At 26.8% G+C, this 19,143-nt stretch carries 20 protein-coding genes; 15 read left to right on the forward strand and 5 right to left on the reverse strand.

Annotation, left to right across the window (positions count from 1 at the left end):
* Positions 1 to 269: 269 nt before the first annotated feature.
* Genes G324_RS0102075 through G324_RS0102090 form a run of 4 tightly spaced genes read left to right on the forward strand, consistent with a single transcriptional unit; the run spans position 270 to position 2,731 of the window.
* Positions 270 to 539, forward strand: a complete 270-nt coding sequence (locus tag G324_RS0102075; RefSeq protein ID WP_035357143.1) for a rhodanese-like domain-containing protein — start codon at positions 270 to 272, stop codon at positions 537 to 539.
* A gap of 13 nt (positions 540 to 552) precedes the next feature.
* On the forward strand, positions 553 to 2,184 hold the full coding sequence (locus tag G324_RS0102080) for an FAD-dependent oxidoreductase (RefSeq protein WP_025724747.1): 1,632 nt from the start codon (positions 553 to 555) through the stop codon (positions 2,182 to 2,184).
* The gene (locus G324_RS0102085) at positions 2,185 to 2,490 is read left to right on the forward strand and encodes a rhodanese-like domain-containing protein (RefSeq protein WP_162146820.1); all 306 of its coding nucleotides are present in this window, start codon (positions 2,185 to 2,187) and stop codon (positions 2,488 to 2,490) included.
* Complete coding sequence (locus G324_RS0102090; protein WP_025724749.1) at positions 2,480 to 2,731, forward strand: metal-sensing transcriptional repressor; 252 nt, start codon at positions 2,480 to 2,482, stop codon at positions 2,729 to 2,731. Before G324_RS0102085 ends, G324_RS0102090 begins: the two co-directional genes overlap by 11 nt.
* A 108-nt stretch (positions 2,732 to 2,839) precedes the next feature.
* On the opposite strand, the gene G324_RS0102095 is transcribed toward G324_RS0102090, so the two are convergent.
* Both G324_RS0102095 and G324_RS0102100 read right to left on the reverse strand, forming a co-directional pair.
* Complete coding sequence (locus G324_RS0102095; RefSeq protein WP_025724750.1) at positions 2,840 to 3,166, reverse strand: DsrE family protein; 327 nt, start codon at positions 3,164 to 3,166, stop codon at positions 2,840 to 2,842.
* Between the two features lie 3 nt (positions 3,167 to 3,169).
* Positions 3,170 to 3,751: a hypothetical protein gene (locus G324_RS0102100; RefSeq protein ID WP_025724751.1), complete on the reverse strand. Its 582-nt coding sequence runs from the start codon at positions 3,749 to 3,751 to the stop codon at positions 3,170 to 3,172.
* Between the two features lie 561 nt (positions 3,752 to 4,312).
* Between G324_RS0102100 and G324_RS08175 the strand changes: the two genes are divergently transcribed.
* From G324_RS08175 to G324_RS0102145, 9 genes are all read left to right on the forward strand, one after another.
* On the forward strand, positions 4,313 to 4,633 hold the full coding sequence (locus tag G324_RS08175) for a nuclease-related domain-containing protein (protein ID WP_162146843.1): 321 nt from the start codon (positions 4,313 to 4,315) through the stop codon (positions 4,631 to 4,633).
* 349 nt (positions 4,634 to 4,982) lie between these two features.
* The gene (locus tag G324_RS0102110; protein ID WP_025724753.1) at positions 4,983 to 6,134 is read left to right on the forward strand and encodes a leucine-rich repeat protein; all 1,152 of its coding nucleotides are present in this window, start codon (positions 4,983 to 4,985) and stop codon (positions 6,132 to 6,134) included.
* A gap of 131 nt (positions 6,135 to 6,265) precedes the next feature.
* Positions 6,266 to 7,468 (forward strand): cation:proton antiporter domain-containing protein, encoded by a 1,203-nt coding sequence (locus G324_RS0102115; protein WP_025724754.1) that lies wholly within the window; start codon positions 6,266 to 6,268, stop codon positions 7,466 to 7,468.
* A gap of 87 nt (positions 7,469 to 7,555) precedes the next feature.
* The gene (locus tag G324_RS0102120) at positions 7,556 to 8,653 is read left to right on the forward strand and encodes a GGDEF domain-containing protein (protein WP_025724755.1); all 1,098 of its coding nucleotides are present in this window, start codon (positions 7,556 to 7,558) and stop codon (positions 8,651 to 8,653) included.
* Positions 8,654 to 8,732: 79 nt separating this feature from the next.
* Positions 8,733 to 9,359, forward strand: coding sequence for a peptidylprolyl isomerase (locus G324_RS0102125; RefSeq protein ID WP_025724756.1), 627 nt, complete (start codon positions 8,733 to 8,735; stop codon positions 9,357 to 9,359).
* A gap of 138 nt (positions 9,360 to 9,497) precedes the next feature.
* The gene (locus G324_RS0102130; RefSeq protein ID WP_025724757.1) at positions 9,498 to 10,316 is read left to right on the forward strand and encodes a ZIP family metal transporter; all 819 of its coding nucleotides are present in this window, start codon (positions 9,498 to 9,500) and stop codon (positions 10,314 to 10,316) included.
* A gap of 198 nt (positions 10,317 to 10,514) precedes the next feature.
* Positions 10,515 to 10,949 (forward strand): MaoC family dehydratase, encoded by a 435-nt coding sequence (locus tag G324_RS0102135; protein WP_025724758.1) that lies wholly within the window; start codon positions 10,515 to 10,517, stop codon positions 10,947 to 10,949.
* A complete protein-coding gene (locus tag G324_RS0102140; protein WP_025724759.1) occupies positions 10,942 to 11,871 on the forward strand; it encodes a DUF561 domain-containing protein in 930 nt (309 codons plus the stop codon). The genes G324_RS0102135 and G324_RS0102140 overlap by 8 nt, the downstream gene beginning before the upstream one ends.
* Before the next feature lie 165 nt (positions 11,872 to 12,036).
* Positions 12,037 to 12,915: a cation diffusion facilitator family transporter gene (locus G324_RS0102145; RefSeq protein ID WP_025724760.1), complete on the forward strand. Its 879-nt coding sequence runs from the start codon at positions 12,037 to 12,039 to the stop codon at positions 12,913 to 12,915.
* 122 nt (positions 12,916 to 13,037) lie between these two features.
* Here the strand turns inward: G324_RS0102145 and G324_RS0102150 are convergent, their stop codons facing one another.
* The 3 genes from G324_RS0102150 to G324_RS0102160 form a co-directional block, all read right to left on the reverse strand.
* Positions 13,038 to 13,703: a LemA family protein gene (locus G324_RS0102150; RefSeq protein WP_025724761.1), complete on the reverse strand. Its 666-nt coding sequence runs from the start codon at positions 13,701 to 13,703 to the stop codon at positions 13,038 to 13,040.
* The gene (locus G324_RS0102155; protein WP_025724762.1) at positions 13,704 to 15,545 is read right to left on the reverse strand and encodes an MAG1210 family protein; all 1,842 of its coding nucleotides are present in this window, start codon (positions 15,543 to 15,545) and stop codon (positions 13,704 to 13,706) included.
* Positions 15,546 to 15,739: 194 nt separating this feature from the next.
* Positions 15,740 to 16,579: a DegV family protein gene (locus G324_RS0102160; RefSeq protein ID WP_025724763.1), complete on the reverse strand. Its 840-nt coding sequence runs from the start codon at positions 16,577 to 16,579 to the stop codon at positions 15,740 to 15,742.
* Between the two features lie 143 nt (positions 16,580 to 16,722).
* Here G324_RS0102160 and G324_RS07615 point away from each other — a divergent pair, with 143 nt between their 5' ends.
* Together G324_RS07615 and pepF are read left to right on the forward strand one after the other, a co-directional pair.
* The gene (locus G324_RS07615; RefSeq protein ID WP_025724764.1) at positions 16,723 to 17,310 is read left to right on the forward strand and encodes a helix-turn-helix domain-containing protein; all 588 of its coding nucleotides are present in this window, start codon (positions 16,723 to 16,725) and stop codon (positions 17,308 to 17,310) included.
* Positions 17,311 to 17,320: 10 nt separating this feature from the next.
* Positions 17,321 to 19,108 (forward strand): oligoendopeptidase F, encoded by a 1,788-nt coding sequence (gene pepF, locus G324_RS07120; RefSeq protein ID WP_035357146.1) that lies wholly within the window; start codon positions 17,321 to 17,323, stop codon positions 19,106 to 19,108.
* Positions 19,109 to 19,143 lie beyond the last annotated feature (35 nt).

Genomic DNA, 19,143 nt, shown 5'->3' on the forward strand with positions numbered 1-19,143 from the left:
TGGATAGGTATATTGTTACCACACAATAATTTATATATCTATAATTTAATGTACTTAAATGTGTTACTAAATAGACTGATTGATATGATACCTCTAAAGTAGACACAGGAAATAATATAAAGAAATATATATTATTACTGTTAATACTTGGAGGTATTTTTTAATTTGTTAAATTTCTTTTAATTGTTGCATAAATCAACCATACCCCTAAGGGTATGTGTTATAATCAAGCATTGAATAAGATAGAAGAAGTTAAATAGGAGAAAATAATGTTTTTTACAAAATCAGTTCAGTGGAAAGATATTAAATATACAGACTTAGTTATAGATGTTAGAGAGCCTCATGAATATCATGTATACAATCATAAGGGATCAAAAAACATACCATTATCTCAAATATCAAAGTACAAAACAGATAAGAAGGTCTTTGTGACATGTCAATCAGGAATGAGAAGTAGAATAGCTGTTGGTATATTAAAGAAAAATGGTGTTGATGCTGTAAATATTAAAGGCGGCATGATGAAATATTATACAAGATAAAGGAGTTTTTAAATTGAAAAAAATAATAGTAATTGGTGGCGTAGCAGGTGGCATGAGCTTTGCTACTAGATATCGTAGATTGAACCAAAATGATGAGATGATTGTTTTTGAGAAAGGACCATTTGTTTCATTTGCTAATTGTGGGTTACCATATTATATTTCTGGTGAAATAGATAGTAAAGATAAATTATTAGTCGCTAAAGATACCATGTTAATAAATAGATTTAACTTGGTCATTAAACAAAATCATGAAGTCGTAAAAATTGACAGTGATAATAAAATAGTAGAAGTTTTAAATGATGGTATATTACATAAATTTAAATACGATAAATTAATTATTTCAACGGGAGCTAAACCAATCATACCTCAAGTAAAAGGCTTAGATAAAATACCTTATTTTACACTAAGAAACATACCGGATCTAGATTATATTATGAATTTTATTGAAACAAACAACCCTAAAAAAGTTGCTATCATCGGAGCTGGATTTATCGGACTTGAAGTAGCAGAAAATTTAAAAAAACTTGGACTTGATGTCATAATTATTGAAAAAGCGAGTCAGGTATTAACACCACTTGATTATGAAATGAGTCAATTTGCAAAAGATGAGTTGGAAAAAAATGGTATCAGTGTTTATACTTCTAAAGAGCTACTTGAAGTTAAAGAAAATAGACTTATTTTAGACGACTTAGAGTTAAATGTAGATTTTCTAATTAGTTCAATTGGAGTTATGCCTGAATCAAATCTTGCACTTGATGCAGGTATAAAACTAGGTTATAAAAATGGTATTGAAGTAAATGATAAATTTGAAACCTCAATAGAAGATATATATGCTGTTGGTGATGCAATTGTTGTAAAAAACTATATAACAAATGAAGATACATTAATACCTTTAGCAAGCCCTGCAAATCGTCAAGGTAGACAACTTGCTGATATTTTAAATGGTTTAGAAGTAACTTATAAGGGTACACTAGGAACATCAATTGTAAGAATATTTGATCAAACCTTTGCAACTACTGGTTTAAATGAAAAACAACTTGAAAATAGAAACTATAAAGTTATACATCTTCTAGCAAATGATCATGCAGGATATTATCCAGGTGCGACCTCGATTAATTTAAAAGTTATATTTGATCCTCATACTGAAGAAATACTTGGTGCACAAGCAGTTGGCAAAAAGGGTGTTGATAAAAGAATCGATATTATAGCAACCGCTATAAAATCAGGATTAAAGGTAAGTGATCTACAAGAGTTAGAACTTACTTATGCCCCACCATTTGGTAGTGCTAAGGACATAGTTAATTTAGCAGGATATGTTAGCCAAAACATTATTTTAGGACATTCTAAAACTTACCAATGGTATGATGTTGAAAGACTTAAAAGCGAAGGAGCATTATTTGTTGATCTAAGAAGTAAAGAAGAGGTTTTAGCACTTGGAAAAATACCTGGATCAATAAATATAGCTATTGATGAATTGAAATCAAGAATAAATGAAATACCTTTAGATAAAAAGATAATCTTATATTGTCAAAGTGGAACTAGAAGTTACAATGCAGAACAAACTTTAAGACCACTAGGTTATAATTGTTATAACCTAGATGGCTCATATAGTATATATAGTAAAGTGTATAAGGAGGTTAAATAAATGTATCAATCAATTATTGCTCATGAATTAGAACAACTTGTTAGAAAAGAAAACGTTAAAGTAATAGATGTTAGAGAAACATATGAATTATCAATGGGTCATATTAAAAATATGATTCATATGCCAATATCAGAATTTGGAAAACATCTACATAAAATAAACAAAAATGACCACTATTATGTAGTATGTTTAAGTGGTTCAAGAAGCCAGATGGTATCTAATTTTTTAGCTCAGCAAGGTTATAAAATAACAAATGTATTAGGTGGCATGAGTGCCTATAATGGAGATTTAGTTTATGAAGTGTGATATCAGTATCGTTAATCGATTAAAAAGAAGTCAAGGACAGATGAATGGTGTATTAAAGTTAATAGAAAATGAAGCAACATGTGAAGAAATTGTTATGCAACTTAAAGCAATTAGATCAAGTGTTGATAGAATCATCGGTTTAATTACTACATCAAATCTTGTTCAAAAAATAGAACTTGAAAATCAAGTAGATTTAAAGGGCATTGATGAAGCTTTAAATCTGTTAATTAAAAGTATATAAAAAATAAAACCATCAATTTTGAACAGCCCCTTGTCAAGTAGACACGGTAAATAATATTAAATTAGATAGCCATATACCTATATTCTAAAGGTGTGTGGCTTTTTAAATCTATACTTTAATATATAAAAATCCTTCATTTTGTAGTAATGCCAATTTAAAGACACCACTTGCTGTAATTTTAGTACCAGATATTACTTTATTAATATCGATACCATATGAATTTAAACTGTTATTACATAAATAGTATGTAGCGTTCGTGTTAATTTTAATGTTACTATTATCAACAGTAAAATTTCTAACTGCTTCACCATTAATAACTATATTTATAACATTACTATCATCTTCTTTAAGTAAATTGTTAATATTATTTTGCATCCTATTTATTTGATCAATGTTACTTACATGTAAAACGACTTTTATTATATTATCTTTCAATTATTAAACCTCCATTTTATCCTTTTTTAAATCATAATCTTTTAATGCTAAATTTAAATATATACCAACTATAGGCATAAAGCCTAATAAATAATATCTACTAACAGGTTTTAATATTAAAGGACTAATAAATATCATAAATATGAAATCAATGGTCATAATATGTATAAACGAATCATTTAAAAATGCATTTAAGTAGACTTGAAAATTACCCAATATAAGACCAAATATAATGATTATTATAGTAGTAAACATTAAAATGAATGAAGTGTATTTAAACACTCTAATATTTCTATATTTTGGGTTTTTTTTATAAATAAAATAAGGTGCAACAGCAAATCCACCTAAAACAAATCCTAAAAATAAAAATATAAAATCAACTTTATTGAGTTTATTTGTAGTTATAGCAAATAGTAAAAAGGTAAGTGGGAACATACCTAATAAATTAAATACTGCAAGTATAAGTGGATCTACATTCATTGAAAAAATATCAGATAATAAGTTTAGACTAGAGTATTTAAATACTAGATGATAAATCGTATATATAATTAGCAAAACATAACTAAAAGTTATTATTTTTTTCATTTTATACCTCCAAGTATTAATTTAATGATACATTATATTTGTTTATTAAAATCGATTAATGCCTTTATATCATACATAAATATTATATAAAAAGACATAATAAGAGTACATGCTATAATATTATATAATATCCTGTTTAAATAACAGCAATGAGGTTAATTATAGAAAATTAAGAAGAACATATAGAGTATTGATAATTGGGTTTATATTTGAATTCATTTTACTGATGATTAAGCAGCTTGTTATTTATTACTACAAATTAATTATAAGTTTTGATTTATTATTAATAGTGAATGTTCAAATACTTTATTTATAAGGGCTGTTGATATGATTGATATATTTAATTTTATATCGGATTTTAATTTAATAGAACAAAATTTTAAGGCAGATGCAGCCAAGACATCGAAGTTTTACTTCCAAAAAAAATTTTGACTCAAATCGAAATATATATGTAGCTTCTAGTCGGTTAAGGTAGTGCTGAAAGGAGTTTTATTTTACTGTTGTAAAAATTGAATAAAATATCATGAAATATGATGAAAAAGTACAAAATATAAAACAAAAATCAGGCAATGGTTTTTTAAAACTTACTTTAATAAAGGTAATTATGGTGAATTCAAACTATATAAAAAAATCATAAAAACATTTGGTACCAACTATTTTTTTACGAATCTATATTTAGATAATATTAATACTGAGCATACAGAAGTTGATGTTGTAGTAATTTCTAAACATGATATTTATGTTTTTGAAATGAAAAACTATTCAGGTTATATATATGGTTCAAAAAATGATCAATACTGGACTCAAGTATTAAATCGATTTTTAAAGCATAAATTATATAATCCATTTAGACAAAATTATGCTCATCTAAAATCCCCTTGAAAACTATTTAAATATTAGTTTGAATAAATTAGTTCAAATAATTTTTTTTCAAATTATTCAAAAATAAAAGTAAACAAAGATGATTCATTCAATTAGGTACAATTAAAAAACGTAAATAAATATATAAAAATGCATATAAAAAATAACTTAGAAGTTTTTACAAATGAGGAAATTAAACAATTTTCACAATTATTAATTTTGCGTTCCAATATGACAGATGAAGTTAAGAATAAACATATCCAAGAGGTTATGATCAATAAAAAAAAATAAAACTTAAAAGTTCATATTTCTGTTTTATGTAGTCATGATATAATTTATATGGTACAACAAAATTTAGGGGATAACAGCAATGAAAAAAATATTAATACTAATAATAACAATACTGTTTACTGCAATATTAGTTTCTTGTATGGACAAAGAAAATAATCTAAAACAATATAAATTAGAATTAGACTTAGATAATAATTCTTCAAATAAAGTTTTATATACAGATGTTCAATCAATTCTTACGGATCCTGTTATACCAACTAAAGATGGTTACATATTTTTATATTGGGAAAACACCAAAACTTTAAAAAGATTTGATTTTCCAAACCAAATCAACGAAGATACAAAACTAAAAGCCATTTATAGGAAACTAAATATCTATACTGTGACCTTTAATCAATCAAATTTTATGACACAAGAAATTATTGAAGGAAAAACGGCAGTTAATCCAGGTAATGTTGAAATACTTAACTATAAATTTATAGGGTGGGTATATGATAAAACCAATGCTATTTTTGATTTTGATAAGGAAATTAACAATAACTATGTGTTAAATCCATTATGGGAACAAGAATTCAATACTGGTTTAAAATATAGCATGATTTCTACTGATTTTGGTAATTATTATTTCGCACAATTAGTCGATGATGGGCCTAAAAAACTTATTATACCTAATATTTACCAAGGGCATTATATAAATGATCTCATCTCAAGTAGTGGTGGAAGTGGTATTGAATCGATTTTTATACACAAACATGTAATTTCAATTGAAAATAAGTTCTTTTCATCTGCTGATAGCTTAAAAGAAATTGTTGTTGATGAATCAAATACATCTTTTTATAGTCAAGATGGTATATTATATACTAGATTTTATGATGAACTTAAACTTATGTTTTATCCTATTAATAAGGAATCACTATTATATTTAATAGATAGTAATGTGACAACCATTGAATCTAATTCATTTATGAACAATAAAGGTATTCATACATTAAATCTTATAAATGGAAATTTAAAGGAGATTAGGTCACATGCATTTAATTTTTCAAATATTAAAAATATTGTGGTCCCCAAGAATGTTTTAATTAATAATTCGGCATTTTATTTATATGAAAATGGAAATATATTTATTGAGGACGAATCATATAGTTTTGAGGTTCAAAAATCTACAAATGTTTATACTAAAAATCAGTGGATAATGACTCCTGATGGACCTGAAATTATTAGTAAATAACCAACTAACTATTTTGACTGGTTTTATTTGAACTGATAAATATATATAAGTATAACTTAATAAATTAATATAAAAATGATGTCTAGAAATGTAATTAATTAGTACATCATTTTTATAGAAAGTTGATAATTATGGAATTGTTAAGTATAGGAGTTATTTTAATATTAGGTTTTTTAGCGGGTATAATTTTTGATAAAATTAAACTGCCTAAAATAATAGGAATGATTGTTGTAGGCATATTTATTGGTCCATCTTTTTTGAATATAATTGATGACTCTATTTTAAACATATCCACTCACTTAAGGATGATTGCTTTAATAATCATTCTTACCAGATCTGGGTTATCATTGGATATTAAAAAGTTTAAACAAATTGGTAGACCAGCAATTTTAATGTGCTTTGTTCCTGCAATATTTGAGATTATTGGTGTTGTAATATTTGCTACTTTACTACTAAATATTAATATCTTTGAATCTATTTTGCTTGGATCTGTACTTGCTGCTGTCTCTCCTGCAATTGTTATACCTAGAATGATTGATTTAAAAAATAAGGGATATGGAGTAAGTAAAAATATTCCAGAACTTATCATGGCCGGTGCATCTGCTGATGACATTTTTGTCATTGCACTTTTTTATGCTGTATTAAATTTATTAAAAGGTGGTAATTTAAGTTTAATGAATATCATTAACATACCAATTTCCATTATTTTAGGTATACTTTTGGGTATTATAATTGGTTTTATTCTAAGTACATTATTTACTAAATTTAAATTTGATATTATATTTATAACTTTAATCGTTTTAAGTACGTCTTTTATAATGATTGGGGTAGAAATATTGTTGGTGGATTATTTAAGTATCTCTGCACTCTTAGCTATTATTAGTTTAGCTATGACTCTATTTATAAAACATGAAAAACTTGCAGTAAAATTAGAGATAAACTATCAAGGAATGTGGAAATTTTTTGAAATATTATTGTTTGTCTTAGTTGGAATATCAGTGGATATCAACTATGCACTTAGTCAAGGGTTCACACCAATTTTAATTATACTTATAGGTTTAACATTTAGAATGATTGGTGTATATGTTTCATTACTTTTTACTGATTTTAATTTTAAAGAAAAAATGTTTATTATGGTTTCATATATTCCAAAAGCTACAGTCCAAGCATCCATTGGTGGACTTGCTTTAGCTAGTGGACTTCAAATAGGTGCTTTAGTACTTACAACAGCTGTGTTATCTATATTAATTACTGCCCCACTGGGTGCATTAATAATTGATAACACGCATCATATAACATTAAATAAATTATCATACGATGTCGATTCATTATAAATGAAGTTATTTTTTACATATGCTATAATTTATTTATTCACAATAAATTATAATTAAATAGTTTATCGTAATTAGGGGAGACTAATTATGAAAATCAGTCAAGAGATGTTAGATTTATTTTTTACTGATAATAAAAAGAGTTTATATTTTTCCAATCTAAAGATTATCAGAGGAATGTTATTTTTTTTAATGATTTTTATTTCAATGTTTTCATTTGCTTCATTTCATCTATTAGAAAATCAGTTTAGAGTTAATCGTTTATTAATTATATTTTTGACTGTTTTTATATTTTATTTAAGTATATATATATTAATTATAAAATTAATTAAGCATAATATAAATATAGAGTTTCTAAATGTAATTATCAATTACACCATCATTTTAACTTTACTTGCATCAATAATAATTATTGCAATTTTTATTGCACCAATTACTACAAGACCTACATTTTTTTTGTTGATAAATGTATTAACGCCTTCAATGTTTATTTTAAGTAGAAAAGAAATTATATCCATTAATCTTGTTACTTCATGTGTATTTTTATTATTATCATATTTATTTAGGCAAGATGCCTTCATTGATGATTCATATATAGCTATAGGAAGCATTGTTATAGGTTTACCATATAATTTATTATTCTATAGAATAAAAATGGAAGATGCATATATTAAAAAATTATATTATTTACAAGCTTATCAGGATACTTTAAGTGATTTACCGAATAGAAGAGCATTTTTAGCTAAAATTCAAACTTCACTAAATAATTTTAATGATAACACCTTATTGTTTGCTATATTAGATTTAGATAATTTTAAAAATATTAATGATAAATATGGGCATACATTTGGAGATTATATTATTAAAGAGTATTCTTTAAGACTACGTAATTTTTCTGATGAAAATCAAATTTTTGTATCTAGAATCGGTGGCGACGAGTTTATTTTATTTGGTCTAAATTATCCTGAAAAAAAGGCTAAAGAACTCTTGCAAGAAATTGTTGATAGAACAAGATTGTTTTCGTTTAATAATGATGTCAAAATTTCAATTAGTATTGGATCTTTTTTTACAAGAAACCCTAAAAAATATGTATTTGATGAAATATTTAATATTGCAGATGAGTCTTTATATAAAGTAAAAACTACAACAAAAAATAATTATGAAATTATAATTGATAAAACAGATTAGATTAATTGATCTGTTTTTTTTAAAATATGAACTTTAATGTTATAATTTAGAAAGACAATATTTATAGAGGAAAAAGCGCATGAAAAAGACATTAATTTTATTATTTATTTTAGGAGTATCACTCATACTTATCGGTTGTGATAATAAAGAAATCGAAAACCCTGATGATTTAAGTAATTTAGAATATTATAACTATTTAAAGGATACAAATCCTGTGATTACTATAACTGTTAAGGATTACGGTGTTATGAAGGCTCAACTTTTTTATGAAGTTGCTGAAAACACTGTGAATAATATGATTGATTATATTGCAGATAACTCATACGAAAACAGTAGTTTTCATCGTGTGATTAAAGATTTTATGATTCAAGGTGGTATGATAGAATATGTAAAAAATCCAATTAGGGGAGAATTTTCACTAAATGGATTTGAAAATGATTTAAAACATACAAGAGGGGTACTATCGATGGCAAGAACTGGAGAAGTCAATAGTGCAACTTCACAATTTTTTATAGTACATAAGGAAACTGATTTTTTAGATGGTCGATATGCATCATTTGGTGGTTTAATTTATGGTTTTGATGTACTTGATAAAATAGCTAATTTAGCAACAAATTCATCAGATTCTCCACTTAATAAAGTTATTATCGAAAATATTACAGTTGAATATAATGGATATGTACCAAAAACTGTAATATATAACTAAATGATAAGTTTAATTATAACCAGTAAGTCACTGGTTATTTTTATTTAAGTACGAATTAAAAAATATTTTAAGTTTAGACTTAACAAATTAATTATAATATGGTAATATAGTTATATACAATGAAACGAGGTATTTACTATGAACTGGTTTATGTCTTTAGATTTATGGATTCAAGCACTCTTGGGTGGATTATTTACCTGGTTTGTAACAGCTTTAGGTGCAAGCTTAGTATTCTTTTTTAAAAATATTAGTAAAAATATATTAGGAATGATGTATGGTGTAGCGTCAGGAGTTATGGTTGCTGCAAGTTTTTGGTCATTACTATCTCCTGGTATTGAAATTGCTGAATCACAAGGAAAAATTGCATGGTTGGTTGCAGCAATAGGTTTTGGACTTGGAGGCTTGTTTTTGTTTGGTGCAGATAAAATAATTCCACATATGCATTTTGGTAAAGATAATGTTAGAGAAGGCTTAACAACCAAAATGAAAAGGACTATTTTATTAGTTTTTTCAATTACTTTGCATAATATTCCTGAAGGACTGGCTATTGGTGTTGCATTTGGAGCAATTGGTTTAACAACAGGATCAGTAGAGTCAGCAACTATTGCAGCAATGGTCTTAGCTTTAGGTATTGGTATTCAAAACTTTCCTGAAGGGGCTGCGGTATCTATTCCTTTATCACATGAAAAAATGGGACGATTTAAGGCATTTATGTGGGGGCAAGCTTCTGCATTAGTGGAACCATTATTTGCTGTTTTAGGAGCAATTTTAGTAACACAAATGACAGTGATTTTACCATATGCACTAGCATTTGCTGCAGGTGCGATGATTTATGTTGTAGTCGAAGAGCTTATACCTGAAGCTCAGGAAAATGCAAATTCAGGTACACATTATGCAGTTTTTGGATTTATGGTAGGTTTCATCATTATGATGATACTTGACGTAGCTTTAGGTTAAAGGTAAATTATTAATAATCAACCAAAATATATTTTAAAAAAGGACATCAAAAAGATGTCTTTTTTTATCTAAAATAACTTTATATGAACATTTATTCATAATTACTATAACTTTGCTTGACAAACACATTATTAAGTCTTAAGATAGATGTGTAAATACAATTCAAACATAAAAATTAATAGAAGAGGAATGATAAAAATGCATGGAAAAACAATTGATGAAATGTATGTTGGTCAATTTGCTTTATTAGAAAAAAAGATTACAGATGCCGATGTATATATATTTGCTGGAGTTACTGGTGATATGAACCCAGTACACTTAGATGACTTATATGCGAGTTGTTCTATTTTTCAACAAAGAATAGCTCATGGAGGTTTAGTTTCAGGTTTATTTTCGACAGTTTTAGGAACAGTTCTACCGGGAATAGGAACTATTTACTTAAAACAAGAATCTAAATTTGTAAGACCAGTTTTTATAGATGATACAGTACATATTAAAGTTGAAGTAACTAGTTTAGATCCTATAAAAAACAGAGCAACGCTTTCTACAATAGCTACTAATCAACATAATGAAAAAGTAATCATAGGTGAAGCTGTTGTGATGCCACCTAGAAAGGAAGAAAGTAATGAATAATATAAATAAACTATTAGGTATTAAATATCCGGTTATACAAGGTGGAATGGCTAATATCGCAACAGCAGAACTTGCTTCAAGTGTTTCTAATGCTGGGGGACTAGGACTTATTGGTGCTGGTGGCAATGATGTGAACTGGGTACGAGACCAAATACATAAAATTCGAAAGTTAACGGATAAACCATTTGGAGTAAATATCATGTTAATGAGTCCACACGCAAGTGATATTGCACAAATGTTAATAGAAGAAAACGTAAAAGTAGTTACAACAGGTGCAGGAAATCCTGTACCATACATGGAAGCATGGAAAAAAGCTAATATGATTGTTATTCCAGTAATTCCATCTGTTAAACTTGCGATGAGAGTTGAAAAAGCAGGTGCTGATGCAATCATTGCTGAAGGAATGGAAGCGGGCGGGCATATTGGAAAACTTACAACTATGGCTATGATTCCTCAAATAGCTGATGCTGTAAATATACCAGTAATTGCTGCAGGTGGTATTGCAGATAAAAGAGGTGTACTCGCAAGTTTTGCATTAGGTGCTAAAGGCGTTCAAATTGGTACTGTTTTACTGGCAACTAAAGAATGTCCAATACATGAGAATTATAAAAAATTAGTTGTTGATGCAACAGATACAGATACGATTATTACTGGTCCGGAAAAAGCACCAGTTCGTGTCATTAAAAATCAAATGGCTGTAAGTTATGTTAACCTTATTAAATCTGGAGCTAGTTTTGAGGAGTTAGAAAATTTAACATTAGGTTCTCTTAAAAAGGCAGTTTATGAAGGTAATATTGAAAATGGTTCTTTTATGGCTGGTCAAATTTCTGGTTTAGTAAAAGAAATAAGAACTGTTAAAGAAGTCTTAGATGATATGTTTTTAGAAGTAGATAAGTATAAAGATAGCTTACATGTACTCTAATTTTCCATTATAGTTAAAATGCACATAATTTAAATAAGTTTGTTTTGGTAAAGTAATTATTAATTTAATATGATAGAATATGAGATGTATTAGTAACATAGCTACTATTAAATAAAAATGACTGTAAGTACTTAGTGCTTACAGTTTCTTTTGATAAGAGGATTTATGAAAAAAAATGCTATTCGACATGTAGTCATAATAAGTTTGATAGGAAATATCATACTAACATTAATTAAATTAATATTTGGGTATTTAGGCAATTCGGAAAGTTTAATTAGTGATGGAGTAAACTCATTTGTAGATATATTTATTAGTTTAATGCTACTTGTAATATTAAAGGTTGCCCATAAAGATGCAGATGATAACCATCCATATGGTCATCAAAAATATGAGGGAATTATTTATTTACTTTTGAGTATAATCATTATAATTGTAGGTTTTTTCTTAGGTTATAGTGGATTAATCAATTTGATAGATTATATTAAAGATCCATCTTTATTTATAATTCCTAAATACTTTTCAATATTAGCAGCTAGTGTTTCACTTATAATTAAATTATTTTTATTTACTATCAACTATAAAACTGCAAAGAAATATCAATCTGTTGCATTATATGGAGATAGTAAAAATCACCTTTTTGATATTTTTTCAACTTTAATTAGTTTAACTAGTATTATTTTTGCTGTTTCAGGTTTTATTTATTTTGAATCTATCGCTACTATGATAATTGCGATGTTTATACTATATTCAGGTATTAAAATGATCAAAGAAGCAATTTCATTTTTAGTAGATGAAGCACCTAAAGAAAATATTGTAGAATCAATTTATGAACATATAATAAAATGTAATGGTGTTATTAAAATTGATGATTTAAAGGTTAGGAAACATATGAGTGAATTGTATGTAGATGTTGAAATTGCAGTGGATAAGAATTTAAGCTTAAAAGAAGCACATAATATTGCAGAGAATGTGCATGATCATATAGAAAGTAATTTCGATGTAATTCATTGTATGGTTCATGTAAATCCTTATAAATCAAGATAAATTACATTAATAATAATCCTCAAAAAATATATACATTTTATATTTGATGTATAATCTTAATTTGAGGATTTTTTTATAAAAAAAACTCATATTAGTTATGAGCTTTTTTATTAAATATTATATTAGAAGAATACAGAACGTGCTTGTTCTTTAACTTCTTTAGAAGCTGAAAATGGAATTCTAGTTGTATAATTTGATCTAGCAGCTACAATCATTTTAGTTGGCCATGCAAATATATCTGCATTCCATCTTAATACTGTATCATTATAAAGTTCTCGTGCAGCGGTAATTTCTTTTTGTAAATAATTATTTTGTTGCATTGCATCAGCAAGCGCACGATGAGCTTTTAAATCAGGATAAGCTTCAAATGCTACATTGATTGAACGCATTGCACTATCGACATTACCTTGAATTTCATTTCTATTTTCTTCATTTGGATGTACACCACTACGAAGAGCTGCTACAGACTTCATAACATCTTTATCTAAATCAATAGACTTTTGAACAATACCTACAACGTTTTGTAGAACTTGTACTCTTTGTTCTAGGTAGTTATCGATTTGTGATGCATTGTGTTGAAGACGTTGTTGTAATTGGTTGAAATATTTTTTAGCATTAATTTTCATAAATAAGAAAATTAAACCTGGAATAATCCCCAATACCCATAATACGATTTCAAAAATTAATGAACCAACCCCAACCTTTACAGGAAGTTGTTTTTCAATAACATTGATATCACGTCCGTCTGGATTGACTGGACCTTGTAACTCATCTAATTCATTTCCCATTTACTTTATTCCTTTCGTTTCTTTTATTTTATCATTTTTTTTATCATTTAATATGGTTGCAACAAAATTTTTCATTATAAATAGATCTTTTGTATCTATTTTTTTATCTTTAAGGTCTGTTATGATTTGTTTTACTCTTTCTGCATGTGTTAGAGGTTTGTTTTCAATATTAACTTTCACATTGACCTCAGAAGATTTTTCTACAGGAATATATTCATCCCATGGAATAGGTATAGTATGCATTCTACCATCTCGACCTAGTCTAGTTTCATAACTTATTCTAGGAATTGATTTATAACCATAAGCAGTAACTTTTATAATGTCTTCAGCATTTTTACTTTCTGAAACTGAAGTTTTTAATATGTTTCTTGTGACAGACTCACTATGTTTAAACTGATTAATATCCATATTATTAACAATACGTTCATGTTCGAAAAATGAAACATAACTATCATATAAATCTTTATATATATATTCTTGTGTGACTGTTTGTTGATATAAAGGTATAGCTAATAATGGAGCAAATGCAAAGTAGATATGTTTAAAATAAGCGTTTTGATAGTTTTTGAATTTTTGAATAATATCATCAATATCGTAACTAGAATAATAAGATGTTGGCATATTAAGCTTAATTGTTGATAATTGTTCAGGTATAACGATGTTTATTTTTTTATGCTTGATAAAGTTAAAATCATCACCAAAACCAATATTTTTATCTTTCATTAATTCAAGTAACTCGGTTTGAGCAAGTGGAGTGAATAATAGTCTGAACTGAACTTCATGGTTTCTGTCGATTGCATTAAATAAAACTTCAAATTCAGAATTACCAAATACTGTATAATTTGTACCTTGACTTAAACTTTTTCTGGATTTTTTCTCTAATTTTTTGATACTTTTATTAACATGCTTATCAATTTGCTTTTCACTCATATTTTCAGCATCTGAATCTTGTCTAGAAAAAATTAAATCAGGTGCCGCATCATTACCATAAACCAAATAGGACTGTTCAGTATAATATGGATAAGGTTTCGTAATCGAAGCGCTTAATACTTGAGAATGATGATTAGTAACGGTTCTACCATTAACAGTAGAAGTAGTCGTCCAATGTATTGTAATTGATCCAGTATATGTTTTGGTGCCTAATTTATGAACTAGATCCTCAGCAATATAATATGGATTTCCTTTTAAATCACCAGATTGAACATAGAGTGTAGATCTATTATAGTCTTCTAATTCGTCTAATCCAAATTTAGTAACTAAATAGTCAAGCCTTTTTGAATCAAACATAGCATCCATCTTAATGAGTGGTATAGTTTGCTGAAAAAGTTCTTGACTAATACCTTCATAAAAGGAATTATTTAATGGAGCCATTTGTGCCCAAGCCTCATCATATAATAGTTTTATTTTATCAACAATAATTTGTTTATCTGCCTTTAAAGATTTAATAACAGGATTGAGTTTAGATTTAATAATAAATATAAATACTACAAAGAGTATAACTGATGCAGGAATTATGGACCAATAAATAATTGACTGTGTATCAATTGTTAACTGATATATAGAAATAATCATTGCTACAACTAATAAAATCATTAAAAATATTAAAAATGACTTTAATCCTTGTTTTTTACTTATGGATCTAGATAAATTTTCTTTTACTTTTTCCTTAGCTTTTATATCTTTAACAGTTAACCTGTTTGCATCAACATTTACACCAGACTTAAGTATTAAGGAATCTAGTTTTTCACTTACATGCTTTTCATGAAGTGATTTATAGATGTTTTTATATTCATCTAGAGGGTGATTAATCATTATTTGATCTTGGTCAATTGATTGTGCCATAAATTGTACCTACTTTATATAAATATAGTTTAAATATAGTAATTATTAATTTAAGTTTACACCAAAAGCCGTTAATGTCAAATGATTTAAATATATAAAAAAACTAACATGGCTATCTAACTTATATAAATATCTAAGTTATACATTTAATATAATAAAAAACTCGATACTTTTAGTAACGAGTTTTGTAAAAATTATTTATGAAAAAAACAAAGGGATACAGCATCTAAACCAATATGTGCGGTCATAACACTTGCAATACGACCAATTCTTAAATTATTATAACCTTTATTATTTAGTAATTTAATCATACTATTAAGTAAGTTCTCATTTGCAGAGTAGTTAATACCTACTTCAGTATTTTTATTAGGTGCATTTTTTTCTAAATATAGAACTAATTCATTTAATGCGCGTTTAGTTCCAATTGCGGTCTTTACTGATTTTATGCCATCTTCAGTAATTTTTAATAGAGGTTTAATTGATAAAGCAGAAGATATGATTGATTTTACAGTACCAATTCTACCACCTTTTCTAAGTTGAGTTAAATCTTCTAACATCACTACATGATGCATGTTGTTTGCAAGTTTTTCTGCATATGCAATAATCTCATCAAAATTTTGATTTAATTTTGTAAATTCAATGACTTTTTCTAAAATCATAGCATTAGCAAGACCGCCATTTTTAAGATCAACAACAGCCATTTGCGTATTGTAATTTTCTTTTAATTCTTTAACTAATATATTAGCAAAATTGTTTGTACCAGAAAGTGACTTAGAAAATGAGAAGAATATAAATGGTTGATTATCTTTTGCATACTTTTCAAAGATGGGTTGTATATCATCGTATGCTGGTAGCGATGTTTTTATATCAGAATCTTTTCTAATATGGTCATAAAGTGTTTCAATATCCATTTCTATTCTGTCTTTATAGTTTATATTATTTATTATAACTTGAAGTGGTATCATATCAATATTATTTTGTTTAATTTTAAGGTCATCTAGATCACAAGTTGAATCTATAATTAATTTTATCATTTTGTATATACTCCTAACTTTTTCTAATTTTATTATAAAATGATTAGCATAATTTTCCTAACTATTGTTTTAAATCACACAATAGAGTAAAAATTGATGATTCTACCCGTAGTAGAATCATTAATTTATGATAATATATTAATATGGAAAATAAAAAAGAACTAATATCTAAGCAATTAGCTGATAATATCTCATATTATCGTAAAAAAATGAATCTTACCCAATTAGAACTTGCAACGAAGTTAAATTATTCTGATAAATCAGTATCGAAATGGGAAAGGGCAGAAGGTGTTCCAGATATTTTTGTAATTAAAGAATTATCTGATTTTTTTGGTGTATCGGTTGATAGTTTAATATCTAAACGAACAAAAAGATTTTCGCTATTTAAGTATAGATATATGCTAGCATATTTTTATGCTTCAATTGTTTGGTTAATTGCAGGAACCAGTTTTGGAATTATGTCTATTTTAAATACTAATTATACATCTTGGCATTTACTTATTTATGCTATTCCTGCATCTACACTAGTTTTATTATTCTTTTTCTTTTTTTGGAGACAAATTAAATATGTAGTCATTATTTTTACAATATTTATTTGGTCTCTTGCATTTTCAGTTACTTTAATGATTAACGATCCAGCAAATTATTGGATTTATATTATATTTTTACCAGTATATCTGTTTGTACTATTTTTACTATATATTATATATAAACCTAAAAAGATAAAATAAGGAGTATCAAATGAAAAAACAATTACCAAAAAGAAGTGAAGTCAATAAACTACATACATGGAATGTAAATTCTATTTTTGAAGATGAACAAACTTTTGAAAATGCATTAAAAAACTTATCTAATAATGTTGAAGTATTTGTAAAAGCTTTTGAAAATAAGTTAACTACTTCTAAAATAATTGTTCAAGCACTTAATATGTATGCAATAATACAGGCTCAAATTGTCAAAATAAGTGCATTTGCATCATTACAATCAAGTGCTGATGGTAGTGATGAGATAAACCAAATACGAAGTGGAAAAACATCAATTGCACTTCAAAAAATATATAAAAAACTTGATTTTTTTACTAACGAGTTAAAAAATACAAGTGATGATATATTAAGAAGTGTAATATCAATAGATGAATCATATAAAGTATATATAGAAGATATCATTGACAATAAATTACATAGCTTACATCCTGAAGCAGAAAAACTTTTAACAAATTTATCCCCTGTACTAAATGCACCTTACCAAAGTTATAATAGATTTAAATTAGTAGATATGAAATTTCCATCATTTGAAGCAAATGATAAGTTATATCCAAATTCATTTACATTATTTGAAAATGAATATGAATATGAAGAAAATGTAGTTGTAAGAAGAAAATCTTATGAGTCATTTTATAATCAATTAAGCCAGTACCAAAATGGATTCGCAAGTCAATACTATGCACAATTACAAAAAGAAAAGGCTTTAGCTGATGCAAGAGGTTTTGATTCTGTTTTTGATTATTTACTTTATAATCAAAAAGTACCTAAATCATTTATGGATAGACAAATAGATGTTATTATGGAAGAATTATCTCCGATTATGAGACGTTATGCAAAGTATCTTCAAAAAGTACATAATTTAGAAGAAATGACTTTTGCAGATTTAAAGATTGCTGTTGACAGTGAATTTGAACCGAAGGTAGATATTGAAAGTTCAAAAGAATTGCTAATGGATGGACTATCAATATTAGGAGATGATTATGTTAACCTAGTTAAACGTTCATTTGAAGAACGCTGGATAGATTTTCCTCAAAGTGTTGGTAAATCAACAGGCGGATTTTGCTCATCTCCATATGGGGAAAATTCATTTATATTAATAAACTGGAATGGTCAAATGGATGAGGTTATGGTACTTGCACATGAAATTGGTCATGCGGGTCACTTCCAATATGCAAATCAGTTCCAAAATATTTTTAATACAAGACCATCTTTATATTTTATTGAGGCACCATCAACAACCAATGAACTTATCATGAGTCGTCATTTAATTAGTAAAGCTAAGGATGAACGTACAAAACGATGGATTAAGTCGGTAATGATTTCTAGAACATATTATCATAATTTTGTTACACATTTATTAGAGGCTGCCTTCCAAAGAGAAGTCTATAAAAAAATCGATAATCATGAACCAATATCTGCAAATGTATTAAACAAACTCAAACTCGATGTATTAAAAAAATTCTGGGGAGATGCAGTAATCATACCTGATTATGCAGGATTAACATGGATGAGACAACCTCATTATTTCATGGGACTATATCCCTACACATATTCAGCAGGATTAACTTTAGGAACTGTCGTATCTAAACAAATATTTGAAGGTAAAATTAAAGCAAACGACTGGATTGATGTTTTAAAAGCTGGTGGTACTAAAAAACCGTTAGAACTAGCATTAATGGTTGGTGTAGATTTATCTACTGATAAACCACTAAAAGAAGCGATAGAATTTATCGGTCAAACAGTAGATGAAATTATAAATTATTAAAACATTATTAATATACATTTATTATTTTTATAGTA

This window comes from Acholeplasma granularum ATCC 19168 (assembly GCF_000526235.1).
Taxonomy (GTDB): Bacteria; Bacillota_I; Bacilli_A; order Acholeplasmatales; family Acholeplasmataceae; genus Acholeplasma; species Acholeplasma granularum.